This window comes from Paenibacillus sp. FSL H3-0329 (genome assembly GCF_037963285.1).
In the GTDB taxonomy this organism is placed as follows: domain Bacteria; phylum Bacillota; class Bacilli; order Paenibacillales; family Paenibacillaceae; genus Paenibacillus_AQ; species Paenibacillus_AQ odorifer.
The window spans coordinates 706,613-726,805 of record NZ_CP150150.1 but is presented as its reverse complement, the minus strand read 5'-3'; the positions used below and the strand labels follow the sequence as shown (position 1 = coordinate 726,805).

Sequence of the window (20,193 nt, the reverse complement as noted above, 5' to 3'; positions counted from 1 at the left end):
TTTTGCTTATGGGATTAACAGTTACTTTAGCTCCACCTGAATCGTTTGTTCAAGCTCCGGATAATAATGTTTAACTTGTTTTCCCTCTTCATCCCTTAATGCTTTATGATTTTCATCGATGGAGTAAGTAAACGGCTTAACTGTAATTGTCTTTGGTGTTTGCGCGAACGGTATGAAATCTTTGTCTACCAAAGGATAGACTATAGCTGGCAAGTTAAATGACCCACCCGATGAGAACGCATTGCCTAGTTCATCAACAATTTCATAGAACATTTCAGAGGTTGTGTATCCATCCTTTTCTTTCACAGTTGGCGCTTTACCTTCTTCGCTGAGCTGTAATCTGCTTGTGGCTGGAGTTAATTCCAGCTTGGTAATCGTATAACTGAATTCTTCTGCCTCTTTTGTTTGGTTCAGATCAAGCTTAATAATTCCTTCCGTTACTTTTTTCACCGGCACCTTGATTACAAAAGGCTCTGCAATTTGTGCCACCGGCACACTGATGCTTAATTCAAATTCATCCCCCAAAGCCTCTATATTATTTAGATTTCTGTAATCGTATAAAATAGCATTCTTTTTGCCCTCAACATCACCAAAAGACGACATTTGGCTCTCCAGTTTTTTCCCATTCGGCAATTTCACTTCTGCTGAACCCAACAACCCTTTTTCGGACTGGTTCATTGTCACTTTCCCATGTTGTTCTGTTAGCGATGGATCGAACTCAATCGGTTCAATAATCATCTCAGCCATCATCTTATCATTATCAATGCCTTCCCGTTCAATCGCAAAAGCCAACCGCGAGCCGTCATAATAGGCATCGGTAACCTTTAAGGTCACTCCATCATGAGTAACGCTTTGGTTAGGGGCAGTAGATAATCCTTTTTCCTCAGCAGCATTTAGACCTTTATCGTCAATTCCCTTGAAAATACTTCCTACAACAGGAATCTGCTTCAACGTTTCAGCCATGACCGGGGATACAAATCCGCTACCAATTATGCCCGCACCCAACACTGCTGCTGCCGAGGCAGCCACCAATGATTTTTTCAGGAACTTATTTCCATTCTTTCTTGACGCTCGTTTTTCCATTCCCTCGTCTCCTATTCGCTTCATAATTGAATCGCTGAAACTGTCTACCGGCATTTCATGATTTTGGAATGTTTGACGAATGTGCTCCATCTTCTGACTTTCAGTTGGATCTTGCCATTTCTCCATGAGGGCTGCCTCCTTCATTCATTCTTTGCCGGACTAACTTTTTGCGTAGACGTTCAAATTTTTTGCGTAAAGTAGCTGAATTACAATCCATAATCTGACCCATTTCTTCAAAACTGTATTGCTCAACCACCTTAAGAATCAAAAGATTGCTCTCTTCGGCTGTCAGGTCATCCATAAATAACTTCTGCAATGGCTCCTCATCGTTAGGATTATAATAGGCTTTGGGCTGCTGCTCTTTATATAGCGACAACAGACGCTTTCTTCGCTTGCGTTTGCGAACCTGATCTAGACAATGATGATAGGCCACTTTATACAGCCATGCACTAAAAGAGACTCGTTTCTCATAACGTCTGAGTTCCTGATACACTTTTACAAATATATCTTGCACAGCATCCTCTGCTTCTTCATGACTTCTCAAAATATAATAGCAATACGTATAAATCTTTCTTTCATAGGCTTGTATTATAGTTCTATAGGCTTCGCGGTTACCCGCAAGAACCTGATCGATAGCCTCTTCAATTATTGTTTGATTCACTTGGACCCCGGGGCTGCGACGTTCCAAAGAATCACCTCCTTGTTATTGACTACAACTATATAACGAATGTGATCCCTTTAATTGTGACAGGCTCAAAAAAATTCTCCAAATATGTTAGAAACATTATCCGTTTTTCAATAAAAAAAGCGACTGCCCCGATTGATGTTCGGAGAAATCGCTTTATATAATAATATTCCATATTTATAAATTACTTACTTATTCGTACTAATGGACACCTTTTAACGCTATACATGCTTCAAAATACACAGTATCACTATTCTGACCGCGTACATATATACCATCATCCGTTACAGCTGAACGTAAAATAGTCAGTTCATCCCCAAACTTAGCTTCTTGTAGATAAGTAATCCGGAAGCGTGTGAACTCTGCATTATCCCATTCCGCTAAAGTGAGCGCATCACAACATAAATCCCCGTATCGGGCATTATTCAAATGTCCGTTGCTGTCCAGCCCACTATATCTTACCTGATACCGATAAGCTTCTTCCATAGTAATATCAGAAGGGATCGTTACCTTAACAGGCATATCGCCTACTGAATCGCCATTATAGTGCTTAACCTGAACTGGAAGGGCATTCGGTCTAAGTATCTTTCTCTTCTCAATATCTACTAAAGCCCATATGGATCGTGCTGTGGCGATTTCTATATGATCTGCATCGAAAATACGATAATCCCGTTGCCACAGTGCCCCTTTAGTGCCTTTACTCCAGGTATGTACGCTAAGCACATCATTTGGGCGGGGAATACGCTTAAAATCAAGATCTAACGTAATCATCATCCAGCCCATTCCTGCATTCAGAATCTCTTCCACACTTATCCCCAAATTACCCACTGCGAAGTCTGCCGCACATTGCATGATATCCAGAATAAAGGATAACTTACCCTGCGAACGATAATCCGTGTCGCTCGCATGTACAGAAAAATCTTCTATCCACACAAGATTGCTACTGTTGTCCATTGTTTATCCTCCTGCCATGCAAAATATCCTTGCATTTACTTGAAGTATCCACATATACCACTGCTCTATCCACATAAATTGGGGACTACTTTCATTTTTGAATATATTTTATTATTTCATCCACATGTTAGTAACTTTTATAATTTCGTTAATTCCCCATAACTTATCCACATTATTTAAATTAAGCGATAAAGGGAACAAAAAAGCCATTGTTGATAAATCAACAATGGCTTCGTGTGCTTGGCAACGTCCTACTCTCCCAGGACCCTTCGGTCCAAGTACCATCGGCGCTGGAGGGCTTAACGGTCGTGTTCGGGATGGGTACGCGTGGAACCCCTCCGCTATCGCCACCAAACATGCGTCTGTGAAACAGACGCTGCCGCGTGAAATTCGGTTCATCACCAGAAGTGAGAATGAATTTCTAAGCGTGTTACAGGCTTAATCGCCTGAAAACTGAACCCGAAACGAATCTGCATTCTAAGTATAGGATAAGCCCTCGACCGATTAGTATTGGTCAGCTCCATGCATTACTGCACTTCCACCTCCAACCTATCTACCTCGTCGTCTTCAAGGGGTCTTACTAATTGGGAAATCTCATCTTGAGGGGGGCTTCACGCTTAGATGCTTTCAGCGCTTATCCCGTCCGTACGTAGCTACCCAGCCATGCTCCTGGCGGAACAACTGGTGCACCAGCGGTACGTCCATCCCGGTCCTCTCGTACTAAGGACAGCTCCTCTCAAATTTCCTGCGCCCACGACAGATAGGGACCGAACTGTCTCACGACGTTCTGAACCCAGCTCGCGTACCGCTTTAATGGGCGAACAGCCCAACCCTTGGGACCTACTTCAGCCCCAGGATGCGATGAGCCGACATCGAGGTGCCAAACCTCCCCGTCGATGTGGACTCTTGGGGGAGATAAGCCTGTTATCCCCAGGGTAGCTTTTATCCGTTGAGCGATGGCCCTTCCATGCGGTACCACCGGATCACTAAGTCCGACTTTCGTCCCTGCTCGACTTGTAGGTCTCGCAGTCAAGCTCCCTTATGCCTTTGCACTCTGCGAATGATTTCCAACCATTCTGAGGGAACCTTGGAACGCCTCCGTTACTCTTTAGGAGGCGACCGCCCCAGTCAAACTGCCCGCCTGACACGGTCCCCGTACCCGGTAAGGGTACTAGGTTAGAACCTAGATACGATCAGGGTGGTATCCCAACGGCGCCTCCACCGAAGCTTGCGCTCCGATTTCTACGGCTCCCACCTATCCTGTACAGATCGTACCCAAATTCAATATCAAGCTGCAGTAAAGCTCCATGGGGTCTTTCCGTCTTGTCGCGGGTAACCTGCATCTTCACAGGTATTAAAATTTCACCGGATCTCTCGTTGAGACAGCGCCCAAGTCGTTACGCCATTCGTGCGGGTCAGAATTTACCTGACAAGGAATTTCGCTACCTTAGGACCGTTATAGTTACGGCCGCCGTTTACTGGGGCTTCGGTTCATAGCTTCGGGTTACCCCTAACCACTCCCCTTAACCTTCCAGCACCGGGCAGGCGTCAGCCCGTATACTTCGCCTTGCGGCTTCGCACAGACCTGTGTTTTTGCTAAACAGTCGCTTGGGCCTTTTCACTGCGGCCCCCTCGTGCTATTCACACTACCGGGGCACCCCTTCTCCCGAAGTTACGGGGTCATTTTGCCGAGTTCCTTAACGAGAGTTCTTCCGCGCGCCTTAGAATTCTCTTCTCGCCTACCTGTGTCGGTTTGCGGTACGGGCACCTTCTCCTGGCTAGAGGCTTTTCTTGGCAGTGTGAGATCATGACCTTCGCTACTATAATTTTCGCTCCCCATCACAGCCCAGCCTTAATGATGTGCGGATTTGCCTACACATCAGCCTCACTGCTTAGACGGACATCCATCAGTCCGCGTCACTACCCTCCTGCGTCACCCCATCGCTCATAGCGGATTACGGTGGTACAGTAATTTCAAACTGTTGTCCTTCGACTACGCCTTTCGGCCTCGCCTTAGGTCCCGACTTACCCTGAGCGGACGAGCCTTCCTCAGGAAACCTTGGGCTTTCGGCGGATCAGATTCTCACTGATCTTTTCGTTACTCATACCGGCATTCTCACTTGTGTAGTGTCCAGCGCTCTTTTCAGTACACCTTCAACCCCTACACAACGCTCCCCTACCCCAGATACATACGTATCTAGCCATAGCTTCGGTGGTGTGTTTAGCCCCGTTACATTTTCGGCGCAGAGTCACTCGACCAGTGAGCTATTACGCACTCTTTCAATGGTGGCTGCTTCTAAGCCAACATCCTGGTTGTCTGTGCAACTCCACATCCTTTCCCACTTAACACACACTTGGGGACCTTAGCTGATGGTCTGGGCTGTTTCCCTTTTGACAATGGATCTTAGCACTCACTGTCTGACTCCCGGCAATAAGTATATGGCATTCGGAGTTTGACTGAGCTTGGTAATCCTTGCGGACCCCGCACCCAATCAGTGCTCTACCTCCACTACTCTTATACCGAGGCTAGCCCTAAAGCTATTTCGGGGAGAACCAGCTATCTCCGAGTTCGATTGGAATTTCTCCGCTACCCCCACCTCATCCCCGCACTTTTCAACGTACGTGGGTTCGGGCCTCCAGTGCGTGTTACCGCACCTTCACCCTGGACAGGGGTAGATCACACGGTTTCGGGTCTACGTCCACATACTAAATCGCCCTATTCAGACTCGCTTTCGCTGCGGCTCCACCTTCTCGGCTTAACCTTGCATGTTAAACGTAACTCGCCGGTTCATTCTACAAAAGGCACGCCATCACCCATAGATCGGGCTCTGACTTTTTGTAAGCACACGGTTTCAGGTTCTATTTCACTCCCCTTCCGGGGTGCTTTTCACCTTTCCCTCACGGTACTGTTTCACTATCGGTCGCCAGGTAGTATTTAGCCTTAGCAGATGGTCCTGCTGGATTCATACGGGGTTTCACGTGCCCCGCACTACTCGGGATCCGTCTCGGAGAGAACACAGTTTAGGTTACAGGGCTTTTACCTCTATCGCGGGCCTTTCCAGACCTCTTCACCTACCATATTCCTTTGTAACTCCATGTGAGACGTCCCACAACCCCAAGAGGCAAGCCCCTTGGTTTAGGCTGTTCCGCGTTCGCTCGCCGCTACTGACGGAATCACTATTGTTTTCTCTTCCTCAGGGTACTTAGATGTTTCAGTTCCCCTGGTCTGCCTCTACACACCCTATGTATTCAGGTATGAGTAACTGCGAATTACCACAGCTGGGTTTCCCCATTCGGACACCCCCGGATCAAAGCTTGCTTACAGCTCCCCGAGGCAGTTTCGTTGTTCGCCACGTCCTTCGTCGGCTCCTGGCGCCTAGGCATCCTCCGTGTGCTCTTATTAGCTTAACCTTGATTCTTCCGAAGAAAAATCTCACTAATAACATTTACTTGTTTACACAAGTTGCTAAAAGATGTTCTAAAACGCAAATTCGTTTCGGTATCCAGTTTTCAAGGATCAAGTCTTACTTGAGAGCTTAAACTCTCAAAACTGAGCAACGAGTGAGTAACAGGCCTAAACCTGAGTTTTGGAAGCTGAGCTTCCGATTTGAATGTTCTCATTGCAGAGAACGATTCTCCATAGAAAGGAGGTGATCCAGCCGCACCTTCCGATACGGCTACCTTGTTACGACTTCACCCCAATCATCTACCCCACCTTCGGCGGCTGGCTCCCTTGCGGGTTACCCCACCGACTTCGGGTGTTGTAAACTCTCGTGGTGTGACGGGCGGTGTGTACAAGACCCGGGAACGTATTCACCGCGGCATGCTGATCCGCGATTACTAGCAATTCCGACTTCATGCAGGCGAGTTGCAGCCTGCAATCCGAACTGAGACCGGCTTTGATGGGATTGGCTCCACCTCGCGGCTTCGCTTCCCGTTGTACCGGCCATTGTAGTACGTGTGTAGCCCAGGTCATAAGGGGCATGATGATTTGACGTCATCCCCACCTTCCTCCGGTTTGTCACCGGCAGTCACTCTAGAGTGCCCAGCATTACCTGCTGGCAACTAAAGTTAAGGGTTGCGCTCGTTGCGGGACTTAACCCAACATCTCACGACACGAGCTGACGACAACCATGCACCACCTGTCTCCTCTGTCCCGAAGGCCGCTGCTATCTCTAGCAGATTCAGAGGGATGTCAAGACCTGGTAAGGTTCTTCGCGTTGCTTCGAATTAAACCACATACTCCACTGCTTGTGCGGGTCCCCGTCAATTCCTTTGAGTTTCAGTCTTGCGACCGTACTCCCCAGGCGGAGTGCTTACTGTGTTAACTTCGGCACCAAGGGTATCGAAACCCCTAACACCTAGCACTCATCGTTTACGGCGTGGACTACCAGGGTATCTAATCCTGTTTGCTCCCCACGCTTTCGCGCCTCAGCGTCAGTTACAGCCCAGAAAGTCGCCTTCGCCACTGGTGTTCCTCCACATATCTACGCATTTCACCGCTACACGTGGAATTCCACTTTCCTCTTCTGTACTCAAGCCACCCAGTTTCCAGTGCGACCTCAGGTTGAGCCCAAGGTTTAAACACCAGACTTAAATAGCCGCCTGCGCGCGCTTTACGCCCAATAATTCCGGACAACGCTTGCCCCCTACGTATTACCGCGGCTGCTGGCACGTAGTTAGCCGGGGCTTTCTTCTCAGGTACCGTCACTCCAGTAGCAGTTACTCTACCGGACGTTCTTCCCTGGCAACAGAGCTTTACGATCCGAAAACCTTCATCACTCACGCGGCGTTGCTCCGTCAGACTTTCGCCCATTGCGGAAGATTCCCTACTGCTGCCTCCCGTAGGAGTCTGGGCCGTGTCTCAGTCCCAGTGTGGCCGTTCACCCTCTCAGGTCGGCTACGCATCGTCGCCTTGGTGGGCCGTTACCCCACCAACTAGCTAATGCGCCGCAGGCCCATCCCTCAGTGACAGATTGCTCCGTCTTTCATTCTTCTCTCAGGAGAAAAAAGAAATTATCCGGTATTAGCTACCGTTTCCGGTAGTTATCCCAGTCTGAAGGGCAGGTTGCCTACGTGTTACTCACCCGTCCGCCGCTAAGTTACTTTGAAAGCAAGCTTTCAAAGTAACTCCGCTCGACTTGCATGTATTAGGCACGCCGCCAGCGTTCGTCCTGAGCCAGGATCAAACTCTCCAATTAGTATTGAAAAGAGCGATATGCTCATTTTGAAACATCTGACGAGAAAATTAATTCTCTAATTTTGGATTTCACTTGCGTGATTTCCTACTCACTCGTTGTTCAGTTTTCAAAGATCAAGTTCTCGTTGACGCCGTTTAATGTCTCAGCAGCAACTCTTATAATATATCATGTTGTTTTCAGAAATGCAAGCTTTATTTTTCGAAGCTTTTTATCAGCCTCGTTTGTATCGCCTGTACACTGTCTAACAACGCTTACCTATAATACCCCAACTATTAATAGAAAAGCAACCCCTAATATAAAAATAAACAACTAGCTTAATAATTAAGCTAGTTGTTTATTTAATAGAGTTATGTTTCTAGCGGCGAATTTAATAGTATTTTGCCGCAGTATATTTGCTTGAGGCTTTAATTAAATCGGTTTTCTTATCACTCTTTGCAAGTCCTGCATCCACTGTAGTATCAATGGTAACCCACTTCCCATTAAGCAATACTTCGTTCCAGGCATGATATTGCGTAACGTAGCTTGTATTCCCCATTACCAACTTAGCAGGAACATCTACACTCCGCAGCATTGCGGCAAAAAGAGAAGCGTAATCATAGCAAATCCCTTTTTTAGTAGTCAATGTCTTATCGATGCTTGGAATATAATCAGTAGTTACACTATTAGCAAGAGAGTAGTCATATTGTACATTCGCAACTACATAGTTATAGATCGCTTTAACTTTCTCTTCGTCTGTTGTTTTGCCTTGTACTAATTGTTTAGCTTTGACAATCGCTTTATCAGAAGAACTCCATTTCACATTCTGTACGGAGCCCAAATATACGGAATTCGAGTCACTCATGGTTACGTCTACTACTTCGGAATATAACGCTTTGTATTTATTACCGGTTGTGTTCTCCAGAACAGAAACCTTATAAGTCCCATTTCCTTGTTGCAAAGGGAAGTCCTCAGCTTGTCCAGAAGCATACAAGTTATAAGTATAGCTGCTGTTATCTTTGGTGATCATGAGTTTGATTCTTTTATCTTTCGGAATATCATAGTTAATACCAATAACACCTTGAGCCACTTTGGATGTAATCAACCAGCTGGCATCTGCACTTGCAGCTTGAGCTGTACTTACCGGAACTGAAGTCATTAGGACGAACAACGCCACCAGCATAAAATAAACCTTTTTCACGGATAAAACTCCTTTCGGTAGCTGGCTGCCATCCTTTCGGGAAGGCCCTTTAGCTTTGCGTCCCTACCTTTCGATAGGTTTGCCGTTATCGTATAAGCTCTATCTGTTCTAGCTTTACTAGATATAATTGATAGAATCCATTTGAAACAAACAAAAAAAGCCTCTTCATTCGGTAGCTGGCTGCCATCCTTTCGGGAAAAGGCCCTTTAGCTTTGCGTCCCTACCTTTCGGAAGGTTTGCCGTTATCGTGTTTAGCTTTTATAGTATAATACTATCATATTTATAGTTGTGAACAAGACCTAATTTACTAGATTACCCATTATTTTATAAATATCTCCCGGTATTTGTGTTTTCTTGTCATTCACTATTCTCATTTTGTTAATTTAGCATGAACAATCAGCCGATGCGTTGGATTCACTAGCGGATCACATGTAATCAGAGTAAGAATCTTATCCTTGTCATTCCCGTCAAGAACGGAGACATCACTCGGATCTACAACAGAAATATCGTATACCTCATAGTTAAACACCTGATCACTAGTCTTTACCGTGATAACATCCCCCACAACAACCTCATTCAATCTGTTAAACAAACGACCCGTAGTTCTAGCCCGATGCGCCGCGATTGCAGCATTTCCGATCTCTCCAAGGGGTGCCGTTTCTTTCATATGGGCTGCAGCATGTTTCATATTAGCTTTTGTAGCCCCTTCTAATACAGGCAGCTTCAAATCAATCTTAACGATTTCAATTAGTGCGATTACTTTGCCACCGACCTCAATCTCCGGTTCAGGCTTTTCTGTCTCTTGGGGTTGGGGCTGTGCCTGAGCATCCAGAACCGATTCCTCTGCTAACAGCTGAGTAACTTCAGCATACCTGCTCTTCAAATCTGGCTGGGGAGTACTATCGGCAGTGCTTAGTTCAGCCGTTTCTAATAACTTCTCCTGCTGCCTGTCGTTGTACCATTCGTTAGCTGTCGGATATAACATGATAAGTATCCCAGCCAGTATGAGTAGATAGGAGAATTTACGCAATGTTATTCACCTCCGTATATTGTTTCTATGGTTATATACAAATCAAGCAGAAACAGCTACTTGCCTTTAAGCATAGCAACTCCTTCTGCCTGAAATTAATGTTTAAAATACCCATTTACGACTTCCAAAGAAATTGATGATCACCGTGATAAAGGTAACCAGCACCTTGGAGATCAAGACTTGAATACCTAGTCTGTCTGTCAACAGATGCATTAGCAGCAGTGATATTCCGAGCACTACCAGATTCAGCACGATAAACTTGACCAGCTGCACGCGGTCGAAGCCTTCTTTATTCCCCCGGTCGCGATCACGAAAGGTTACTTTTTTATTCAAAATAAAGCTATTCGCCGTACCTGCACTATAGGAGATCACCTGCGCCAATGCGTATACCATCCCTAGTGAATTCAACAATGTGAAAATCACAAAATCAATAAGCGTATTGAGCAAACCTACGGCATTAAATTTAAGGAACTGTATGAATGCAGCACGCAAGTTCTTATCTGACATCATTGTGGTCCTTCCGGCGGTCCAGTTGTTCTTCGTTCTGGTAGCCTTTAGTCTCACTAACAATGTATAGCGGTCTATCTTTAGACTCGTCATAAATCCGTCCGATATACTCCCCAATCACACCCAACAGCATCAGAACGATACCGTTAAAGAGCAGATTGACGCCTACAATGGAAGCCCAGCCCGGAACCGTCCAGGAGGTGAAAAATATCTTTTGAAACAAGACGAAAAATAAATAGAGAAAGCTAGAGAATGAAAGGAAGAATCCAATATACGTAGCAATCTTAAGCGGCTTATGTGAAAAAGAGGTGATGCCATCTAACGCAAAACGAATCATTTTCTTCAGCGGATATTTGGTTTCTCCGGCAAAACGTTCTTCCCGTTCATATTCCACCATAGTCTGCTTGAAGCCAACCCAGCTCACCAAACCTCGGACATAGCGGTTCTTTTCTTTAAGTCCCCGCAGGACATCACATACCTTACGGTCAATAAGACGGAAATCGCCTGTATCCGTAGGAATATCCACACTTGTCATACTGCTGAGCAGGCGGTAAAAGAGCTTCGCGGTGACCTTTTTGAACATCGTTTCTCCGTGGCGCTTCAGGCGTTTCGCATATACAACATCATAGCCCTCTTTCCACTTCTCGATCATTTGCAAAATGACCTCCGGAGGATCCTGAAGATCAGCGTCAATAACAACAACCGCTTGACCTTCGGCATAGTCCATGCCAGCTGTAATCGCTACCTGATGTCCGAAATTACGCGAGAAGTCAATCAGCTTGACATGCTCGTCTCGTTCACAGATCTCCCGAATCATCTGGGCGGAACGATCACGACTGCCGTCATTGACGAAGACCAGCTCATAAGTATCGCCGCACTCGTCCATTACTTTTTTCAAACGTTCATAAGTATGGCTAATTACTTGCTCCTCATTGAACATGGGTACAATCACACTATATCTGGCTTTCACCTTTATTCCTCCTACAAGCTTTTTGGAGCGTTACATCCATCTACACTTCATAATAACGCTGCATGCATAAACTTATTTTATAGATTTTTATTAAATCCTAGAAAACCCAAGTAGGGAACCAACGCAGCATATCCTTTACGTAATCTCCACTCACCTGCATCCCTGACAGTACCGGGTAGAAAGCGATAAAGAGCAGCAAAGCAACGGCTACATAGACATACTGTACGTAACGGGCCTCAGGGAATTTACTATCCAGCAACTTCATTATATATACAATACCAAGAATCATAAATGGTACCATAGCAAAATAATGGTAAATAAATGTTTCTCTTGGGACAAGCATCCACGGAACATATTGCGAGAAGAAGGCGATCCAGATCATGTAGAGGTTCTTATCTTTACGTTTCAGCGTAATCCACAGCGTTGCCAGCATCGCAAAAATACCCGTCCACCAGATAAGGGGATTCCCCATAGTCACTATACTGCTGACCTGACCTTCCGGCAAACCTTCACCGCCGCTAAAGAACCAGACCGGTCTCTTCATAAACGGCCATTGCCACCATGAGGAAGCAAAGGGATGTGTAGCTACAAGCTGACTGTGGTAGTTGTACATATTCTTTTGGGAATCAATCAAACCTTTAATAGTGAAGCCCTCTGCTGATGCAGATAACCCTGGCACAAAAGATAAGCTATAAATAATTACTGGAATAATTACAAAGAACCCGATACAACTAGCCAACGTAATAATAGTCTTTTTCCAAAAAGAATCTACCGCTTCACGACAGGTGCCCAGCAATTCCTTGTCTTTAATCTTCCCCTCGGCCAGCAGGCGTCCGGAGGCTTGGTATTCTCTGTAGCGTTCAAAAAGGGAGATAGCCAGCATAATGGCCAGCCCTGCTCCTCCATAGAGCACAATCCATTTCGAAGCTACGCCGATTCCGAAGAATAAGCCAGACCAGAATAACGGAATTAATGTTTTTCTCAAAGGCTGCTTGTAGAAATTCATTGTGTAATACCGCTGCATGAAATAGAACATCAACATAATGAAGAATACTCCGTATACGTCAATCGTGGAGATTCTTGTCTGTGTGAAATGCATGAAATCCAGTGCAAACAATCCTGCCGCGAGGGCGGCGTATTTGCTTTTCTTAAACAAACGCAGCGCCATTACATATATGAGAGGTAACATGGCAACTCCGAACAAGGTTCCGATAATACGCCAGCCGAATGGATTGACCCCGAACAGCTCCATCCCTATGGCAATTAACAACTTACCAAGCGGTGGATGCGTATTCTCGTAAGGCACAATCCCGTGTGTATATTCATAAGCTGTTCGCGCATGATAGATCTCGTCAAAATAAGTGCTATTCATAAAGTTAGAATATTCCGGAATGAGCGACTGCTCGTCAAAAAGATTGGCCGCTGCTCCTCTTTTAGGAACTGCGTTAGCATCCGGTGTCACACCGGCAATAGGAAGAGGTTTTCTTCCCCCCCCCTGCTCATAAAAAGCCATTTCGTTCAAAGTGAACCCTGGAGAGGTAACTGTAAACTTCACATATCTCGCAGTAACGTTCAGGGGTTGGCTTTTCCAGATGAAGACATTCCCGACATCCTCACTGACATCCATCGGACTGCTCCAGACCTCAGGATTGTCGCTGAATTCCAGCTTGAACTTCCCCGTGCCTACGCCACCAAAGATATTGACCCGTTCCAATGGTTTACTCTGCCCCAAATCTACATAGAAGCTTTCACCACTGGCAGCAGGCTCCCATAAGGTCTCTGGAGATTTAGTAGAGCCAAGATTATATAAAGCAAGCGCTGCGTAAACGGCCGTAATAGCTATTAGGCATATCCAATCTATACGCTTAAACTTCATCGTTAGATCGCCCTCCCTTCTGATGCGGTTTAATTTGCCCGACAACTCTCAAATCTTCTTCATATTGTTCTTCCAGTGTAATTGGTGCTGGAAGAGGTTTTATACCCTTGCGGACATACACATCGTAACCGATATTCAGCATATAAAGCAGTAATGCTAGATTAGCTATAGCAGTCACTAATACGATTCCGTCTGCACCCGGGCTAACATCTGCATTCAGGTGGGATAAGGTGTACGCCACATTGATGTATTGCGTTAAGCTGAATCCGAGAAATAGCGATAAAAAGCGGCGGTCCCGACTTTCTATATAAGTAAACAAACAAAGAATAAGAGCAGGGAACATATAACGTTCATGCATTTTGGTGCCAAGCACAAAGACCACTACTATAAGCACCATGCCGATAAAATAGGATTTGGTCAGGTCCAAGCGATCCTTTTTAAAGGAATAAAATGCCGCAACAGCTACAGCCACTAAAATAAATATGAAGCCCCATACACGGTATGGAATGCCAAGCCAGGTTAGATCAAGGGATGACCACATCGGATCAGTCAGTGCATACAGATTAAATGCATTCACTGAAGAATACGGATAGGAAGATAACGTACTCTTGTAAAGATCAATAATCCCTACCAGACCTCCGTTATTCCAGAAAAATGGTGCCGCAAGCAATCCGAAGATCCCTAATCCATACAAAGCTCCGAATCCAAGCTGCTTCCAAGCGCGGTGATGATAAAAAGCAAACAACAATACCGGCGTGAATATCAACGCTTGCGGTTTAATTAGCGTCGCTAAGGCAAACAAAATTGCGGAGCGAACAAACTTTTTGTTCGCAGCGCCGTGGATACTGAGCAGCAGGAAGATCAAAAAGAACGAATCTGCTTGTCCCCAAGCCGCTGAATTAATAAGTACCGCAGGATTAAACAGAAACAACAACATCAAGCCGAAAGCAATTCCTGTGCCGAGTTTTTTGCGTGACATTTGATAAATGAAGTAGCCGAGCACCAAATCAGAAAGAATCGCAGGGAGCTTGAAGAGTAAATTCTCTCCACCTGAGCCCTGAGTGAATCCTAAAACGCCACGTATGGCGCTAAGCACGTACAATATGTACAAATAGCCTGGAGGATAATCGGCAAAATAACCTTCTTCATAAAATTTGCCTGGACCTAAATCCACCATACGCTGTCCCCAAGAAATAAAGGTATTCATATCATTCTGATATCCTTGCGCGGTAAGACCAATCCACACCCTCAGGATAAAAGCAACTCCGATGGCAATACTCAGCCATTTGGAATAAATATTCTCAGGCTGCTTCATAAGCTTCTCACTACGGAATGCTTTAGTATAAAGCACTGCAAAAAACACACTAAACAGCGCTGAGATCAGCAACATCTTAGTTGGAGATACTTTATGTGGAGTGTCTGCCTTTTTGTCGCCTGCATCTGGACTAACCGCTGCACTATCCAGCGAAATGACGTTAGCCCCTTCGGGAGCCGCGTCTAATTTTTCTACAGCAAAATCATCAAAATAAGCCTTACCTTGAATTAAGCTAGAGTAGCCGCCCAGACTTGCGCCTATGCCAAATGACTTCTGCTCCGGTCCTGTCTGGCCGATATATTCAAGATACTGCCATTCACCTGCCGTATCAGTTACGCTGGGATACCCCCCGCCTACTCCAACGGCAAGAATGTTGGCGCCTATTCCCTCGCCTGCTGTACTTACTACTTTGATCCATCCAGAGATTCTATAATAACTATTCGGCGTAGCCTCAATCGTCTGCACCCATTTCAAATGATTGGGTTCGATATTCTCAATGACTGCCGCCTTGCTGCCGGAATGAACTTCCTCCGATTGGATTGAAAGTAGACCTGAGTTGTCTCCTGAAATCCACATATCCTTAGTCCAGTTAGAAGGCGCATCATCTCCCCCCTCCTCAAAGCCAGGGTTCTGCAATAGATTCCCCTCTGCATAAATGCTTGTTACAGGAAGCACAAACAATAACAGCATCAATACAGTCATTACGGCCGCACGTGTACTCTTGATCATCGTCCCAACCTCACCTCGTCCTATATTCATCTTAGTCCAGCCAAAAGCATATACCTTCTGAAAAACAGCTCCCGAATTAGTGTATTTCACCGTTGCTAAGAAATCATTTGGATTGATTTTCTCATAAAAGAGCATATAAATATAGGGCATGTTTACCTTATCTGGATCGCAAACCCTTCCATCCACAATACTCCATTCCATAGGATCGCCTAAGCTTCAAGGCTCTTATATAGACTCTTATATAGAATAGAAGAATCGCAGTGGCTAAAGCAAATGCCGGAGCAAAAAAAACAGGCCATTCTATAAGCATAAAGCGAGAGAACTAACAAAATGGTAAGACCATAGGACCACCTAGGGGTTTGAAGTATTTTCAGTACAAAATAAACAGAGATCAGGATCATGGTGGGTAACAAATTGGACTCTAACACCAAGGCTGCCTCGTCCTGAACATCACCTCTTCAACAATATAATCTAAATCATAGATGATGAAAAGCTAGAAACATAGACTAGCCTGAATGGTTAAGTGCCAACAAAAATATAAAAAAAGGGCCCCCTCAGTTATGAAGGAGCCTTTGAATGCACATCTGTATGCTATATATGAGTTAGCCCGCGCTACCAAGAAATACATAACGGAGAATAATCAGAATAGCAAGTACCCACATCATCCAGTGAATATCGTATTTTTTCTTGCCAGCAAGGTTAGCTACACAAGCAAGGATTACATAAGTTACGATACCAAAGGAAATACCATTAGCAATATTATAAGTGAAAGGCATGATTACTAGAGTAAGGAACGCTGGAATCGCAACAACCATATCTTGAAAATCAATTTCGCGAATCGATTGTGCCATGAGCACGCCTACGACAATCAATGCTGCGGCTGTAGCAGATCCAGGGATCAGAGCCACTATTGGTGCAAGGAATAACGCAAGCAAGAAGCACACACCCGTTGTTACAGCTGTAAGACCTGTACGTCCACCTTCAGCAACACCTGCCGCGCTTTCTACAAAAGCAGTAGTAGTGGAAGTACCCAATGCCGCACCACCAGCTACAGCGATAGCATCGACAAACATTGCATTACCTACACGTTTGTTACCTTCTTCAGGGTTGTCCATAATACCAGCGCGTTGAGCAGTACCTACAAGTGTACCAAATGTATCGAACAATTCTACAAAAGTGAATGTTGCGATTGCTGAAACAATACCGGTGTGCAGGATACCATCCCAGTCAAATTCGAAAAAGTTCAATTGCGTCAGGTCAGGCACCCAAGGGGTTGTCGGACTGGACAATGAGCCAAAATCAACTACACCCATCAGTATACCCGCGAGGGTTGTACCCAAGATACCGAATAAAATCGCACCTTTAACTTGCAGTACCATCAGGATGGAAATAAGAAGCAATCCGATAATTACCAATTGTACATCAGTGTTCTCTAGACTACCCATATGAATAATTGTTTCAAAGGATAGGACATCTGTGAATGTATTGGCCGAAATATCTTTACCAGCTTCGACACCAATCGTCATCAAACCACTATTCTTAAGCCCAAGGATTGTAATGAACATCCCGATACCTACGGTAATGGCATGCTTCAAGCTGTCAGGAATGGCTGTCAGTAAGATCTGCCGCACTCGGGTAACCGTGAGCAGGATGAAGATCAAACCGGAAATAAATACTGCAGTCAGACCCATTTGCCAAGTGAATGGATGTTCTGAGGTTGCAGAAGACAAAATTACGGAAGCAAAGTATGCATTAAGTCCCATACCTGGTGCCAATGCTACTGGAAAGTTTATAAACACGCCCATTGCAATGGTGAAAATACCTGCTGCCAGCGCAGTCGCTAGAAATACAGAGTACCAGCCCATATCGATGCGGCCAAATGCTGTTAATGTGCTCGGATTAACCGACAGGATGTAAGCCATAGCCATGAACGTAGTCAAGCCGGCCATTATCTCTGTACGTACTGTAGTGCCGTTCTCTTTCAACTTGAAAAACCGATTCAAATTGTTCTCCCCCTAAGGTATGTTGTGGCTGACAGCAACAAAAAGCCGGTATCTGATCGACACCGGCTCGAAAAAAAGAGTAGCACCCATGACTATAGACCTAGATTCAGGACAATACGGGTTGCTCAGCTCTTCTTAATCGTAGCCAGGTCATTACGGTGACCTCGTAGAAACTTCCAGGCCTATTCCCGGAAATATACGAAAGAATTATGTTGTTGTGCTTTATCATTTTAGGGGGACATCACATAAGTTGTCAATGAAAAAAGCGAACATTTTCGACTTTATTTTTTCTATTGTTCGTAATTCATACATTTTTATCTTTAACTTCAACCCCAAAATCCATTAAACCATGCAGCTTATTAACTATCAAAAGCTTATTAAATGAGTATTTTTCCCTATAAAACAGTTTCAACATGCCCTAGCTTATTGGCCTTTGGAATACTGATAGCTATGCCAAGAATTAGCAAAATGCCCTATAGCTAAACAAATCACTGCAATACCTAACCAGAAAGATCTGCCCCATATAGCCGCAAATCCAAATGCACAAACAGGGAGAACTGCCATGGGAATCGGAAGAAACAATAATGGAGCCCATAATAATCTGAATTGCTGTCCCTTAACCATATAACGAATCCATAAACCGTAATAAATCGTGATAAACACAAAGATAAGTACAGCCCAGATCCCGAATTCTACATTTTCGAAGTTATCCTTTGAAATCGCAAGAATAGCTATACACCCCAACTGCCCTACTCTCTCCAAAAGGGTGTAGACGATGCCGGCATCTTTTAAACCGCTGGGAACATGATCGGGCGGAAACTTAATCATCAGTAAACTTGGGGCAAGAATAACCATAGCTATTAGTGTTCCAATAAGTGAGAATCCCATTCTAATGGCTCCTGTAAGTTTATTTTTTCCAGTTTATCACATTCTCTAAAGTTGCTATATAGGGTCCGTCACAAGCTTCACGGTAAATAAAAAAACCTGCAGTCCCTTAATAAATAAGGAGCTGCAGGTTTCTTATTGCTATATGCTATTCCCACTCAATCGTTGCAGGTGGTTTCGAAGTAATGTCATACACTACGCGGTTTACATTCTCAACTTCGTTGACAATACGTACAGAGATTTTTTCAAGAACATCCCATGGGATACGTGCCCAGTCAGCGGTCATGCCGTCGATGGAAGTTACTGCACGAACACCTACTGTGTAGGAATACGTACGAGCATCACCCATAACTCCGACACTCTTCATGTTAGGCAGGGCAGTGAAGTATTGCCAAATTTCACGGTCTAATCCCGCTTTAGCAATTTCCTCTTGCAGAATGTAGTCAGAATCACGAACGATAGTAAGCTTGTCCTCTGTTACTTCACCCAAGACACGAATAGCAAGACCTGGACCTGGGAAAGGCTGACGCCATACGATCGCACGTGGCATGCCCAGCTCTTCACCGAGTTTACGAACTTCATCCTTGAACAAGGTGTTTAGCGGCTCGATCAAGCTGAATTTCATATCTTCTGGCAGACCGCCCACATTGTGATGGGATTTAATGGTTTGCGCTGTAGCTGTTCCACTCTCAACGATATCCGTATAAAGCGTACCTTGTGCAAGGAATGAAAAATCTCCGAGCTTAGCCGACTCTTCGTCGAAGCAGTAGATAAACTCGTTACCAATGATTTTACGTTTTTGCTCAGGATCTTCAACACCTGCAAGTTTGCTCATGAAGCGATCGCGTGCATCGATTTTCACTACATGAATATCGAATTTGCCTACGAAAGTCTCCATAACGCTTTCTGCTTCACCTTTACGCAGAAGGCCGTGGTCAATAAACATACAAGTCAATTGATCTCCGATTGCACGGTGGATAAGCATAGCCACAACGGAAGAATCCACTCCGCCACTAAGAGCGCAGAGTACTTTTTTATCTCCGACTTGATTGCGAATATCTTGAACGGCTTCATCGATAAACGATTCCATTGTCCATTTGCCGTCGCAACCACAAACTTGGTATAAGAAGTTCGAGATCATCTCGTTACCTTGAACGGAGTGACGTACTTCTGGGTGGAATTGCACAGCGAACAATTTGCGCTCCGCATTGCTCATTGCTGCAATTGGAGCACTTTCTGTACCTGCATCCAGCTTGAAGCCTGTTGGAAGCTCAACTACATGGTCACCGTGGCTCATCCATACAGTCTGGCGGTTCTCCAATCCTGCAACTAAAGCAGTTCCTTCTGCAAAGTCAACATCAGCTTTACCATATTCCCGTTTAGCTGAACGTTCTACTTTACCATCAAGCTGATGAGCCATCAGCTGCATACCATAACAAATACCGAAGATCGGCACTCCTAGATCATAAATAGCTGGATCTACGTGTGGTGCATCTTCAGCGTATACACTGCTAGGTCCGCCGGAGAAGACAATTCCTTTAGGCGAAAGTGCTTTAATCTTGTCAACTGGCGTATTGTACGGCAAAAGTTCGCTGTATACTCCCAGGTCCCGAATTCTGCGCGCGATAAGTTGGTTGTATTGTCCTCCAAAATCGAGAACGACGATAATTTCATTTGGCTTGTTCATTACGTGCCTCCCTTGATTATTGGATTCATTATACTCATGGTTAATTCTCATCGTCAAGGAAAGGAGGACACGCCTCTCATAATCAGAGAGT

At 45.0% G+C, this 20,193-nt stretch carries 12 protein-coding genes, 3 rRNA genes and 3 riboswitches; all 15 genes read right to left on the bottom strand.

Annotated features, from left to right (window positions below):
- Positions 1-21: 21 nt before the first annotated feature.
- Entirely contained in the window at positions 22-1,209 is a 1,188-nt protein-coding gene (locus NSQ66_RS03190; protein ID WP_076142435.1) for a DUF4179 domain-containing protein, read from the bottom strand.
- A complete protein-coding gene (locus tag NSQ66_RS03185) occupies positions 1,184-1,771 on the bottom strand; it encodes an RNA polymerase sigma factor (RefSeq protein WP_036680935.1) in 588 nt (195 codons plus the stop codon). The genes NSQ66_RS03190 and NSQ66_RS03185 overlap by 26 nt, the downstream gene beginning before the upstream one ends.
- 198 nt (positions 1,772-1,969) lie before the next feature.
- Positions 1,970-2,722 (bottom strand): acyl-ACP thioesterase domain-containing protein, encoded by a 753-nt coding sequence (locus tag NSQ66_RS03180; RefSeq protein WP_076142437.1) that lies wholly within the window; start codon positions 2,720-2,722, stop codon positions 1,970-1,972.
- A gap of 238 nt (positions 2,723-2,960) precedes the next feature.
- A 5S ribosomal RNA gene (gene rrf / locus NSQ66_RS03175) occupies positions 2,961-3,077 on the bottom strand.
- 129 nt (positions 3,078-3,206) lie between these two features.
- Positions 3,207-6,133: ribosomal RNA gene (locus tag NSQ66_RS03170) — 23S ribosomal RNA — on the bottom strand.
- 232 nt (positions 6,134-6,365) lie between these two features.
- Positions 6,366-7,923: ribosomal RNA gene (locus tag NSQ66_RS03165) — 16S ribosomal RNA — on the bottom strand.
- Together the 16S, 23S and 5S rRNA genes form the textbook arrangement of a ribosomal RNA operon.
- 367 nt (positions 7,924-8,290) lie before the next feature.
- Positions 8,291-9,100 carry a transglutaminase-like domain-containing protein gene (locus NSQ66_RS03160; protein WP_038568647.1) on the bottom strand — a complete coding sequence of 270 codons (810 nt, stop codon included), beginning with the start codon at positions 9,098-9,100 and terminating at the stop codon, positions 8,291-8,293.
- 13 nt (positions 9,101-9,113) lie between these two features.
- Positions 9,114-9,194, bottom strand: a riboswitch (cyclic di-GMP riboswitch).
- Positions 9,195-9,268: 74 nt separating this feature from the next.
- Positions 9,269-9,351, bottom strand: a riboswitch (cyclic di-GMP riboswitch).
- A gap of 119 nt (positions 9,352-9,470) precedes the next feature.
- Complete coding sequence (locus NSQ66_RS03155) at positions 9,471-10,130, bottom strand: class D sortase (protein ID WP_249267785.1); 660 nt, start codon at positions 10,128-10,130, stop codon at positions 9,471-9,473.
- A 102-nt stretch (positions 10,131-10,232) separates the two neighbouring features.
- Positions 10,233-10,640 (bottom strand): GtrA family protein, encoded by a 408-nt coding sequence (locus NSQ66_RS03150; protein WP_076101416.1) that lies wholly within the window; start codon positions 10,638-10,640, stop codon positions 10,233-10,235.
- Complete coding sequence (locus NSQ66_RS03145) at positions 10,627-11,607, bottom strand: glycosyltransferase family 2 protein (protein ID WP_038568643.1); 981 nt, start codon at positions 11,605-11,607, stop codon at positions 10,627-10,629. Before NSQ66_RS03145 ends, NSQ66_RS03150 begins: the two co-directional genes overlap by 14 nt.
- Before the next feature lie 97 nt (positions 11,608-11,704).
- Entirely contained in the window at positions 11,705-13,483 is a 1,779-nt protein-coding gene (locus NSQ66_RS03140; RefSeq protein WP_038568641.1) for a phospholipid carrier-dependent glycosyltransferase, read from the bottom strand.
- On the bottom strand, positions 13,473-15,728 hold the full coding sequence (locus NSQ66_RS03135) for a glycosyltransferase 87 family protein (protein ID WP_076142336.1): 2,256 nt from the start codon (positions 15,726-15,728) through the stop codon (positions 13,473-13,475). Before NSQ66_RS03135 ends, NSQ66_RS03140 begins: the two co-directional genes overlap by 11 nt.
- A gap of 401 nt (positions 15,729-16,129) precedes the next feature.
- Positions 16,130-17,530 (bottom strand): NCS2 family permease, encoded by a 1,401-nt coding sequence (locus NSQ66_RS03130; RefSeq protein ID WP_036679893.1) that lies wholly within the window; start codon positions 17,528-17,530, stop codon positions 16,130-16,132.
- Positions 17,531-17,652: 122 nt separating this feature from the next.
- A riboswitch (purine riboswitch) is annotated at positions 17,653-17,752 on the bottom strand.
- A gap of 201 nt (positions 17,753-17,953) precedes the next feature.
- Positions 17,954-18,418: a hypothetical protein gene (locus NSQ66_RS03125; protein ID WP_076142335.1), complete on the bottom strand. Its 465-nt coding sequence runs from the start codon at positions 18,416-18,418 to the stop codon at positions 17,954-17,956.
- Between the two features lie 145 nt (positions 18,419-18,563).
- A complete protein-coding gene (gene guaA, locus NSQ66_RS03120; RefSeq protein WP_036679874.1) occupies positions 18,564-20,102 on the bottom strand; it encodes a glutamine-hydrolyzing GMP synthase in 1,539 nt (512 codons plus the stop codon).
- Positions 20,103-20,193 lie beyond the last annotated feature (91 nt).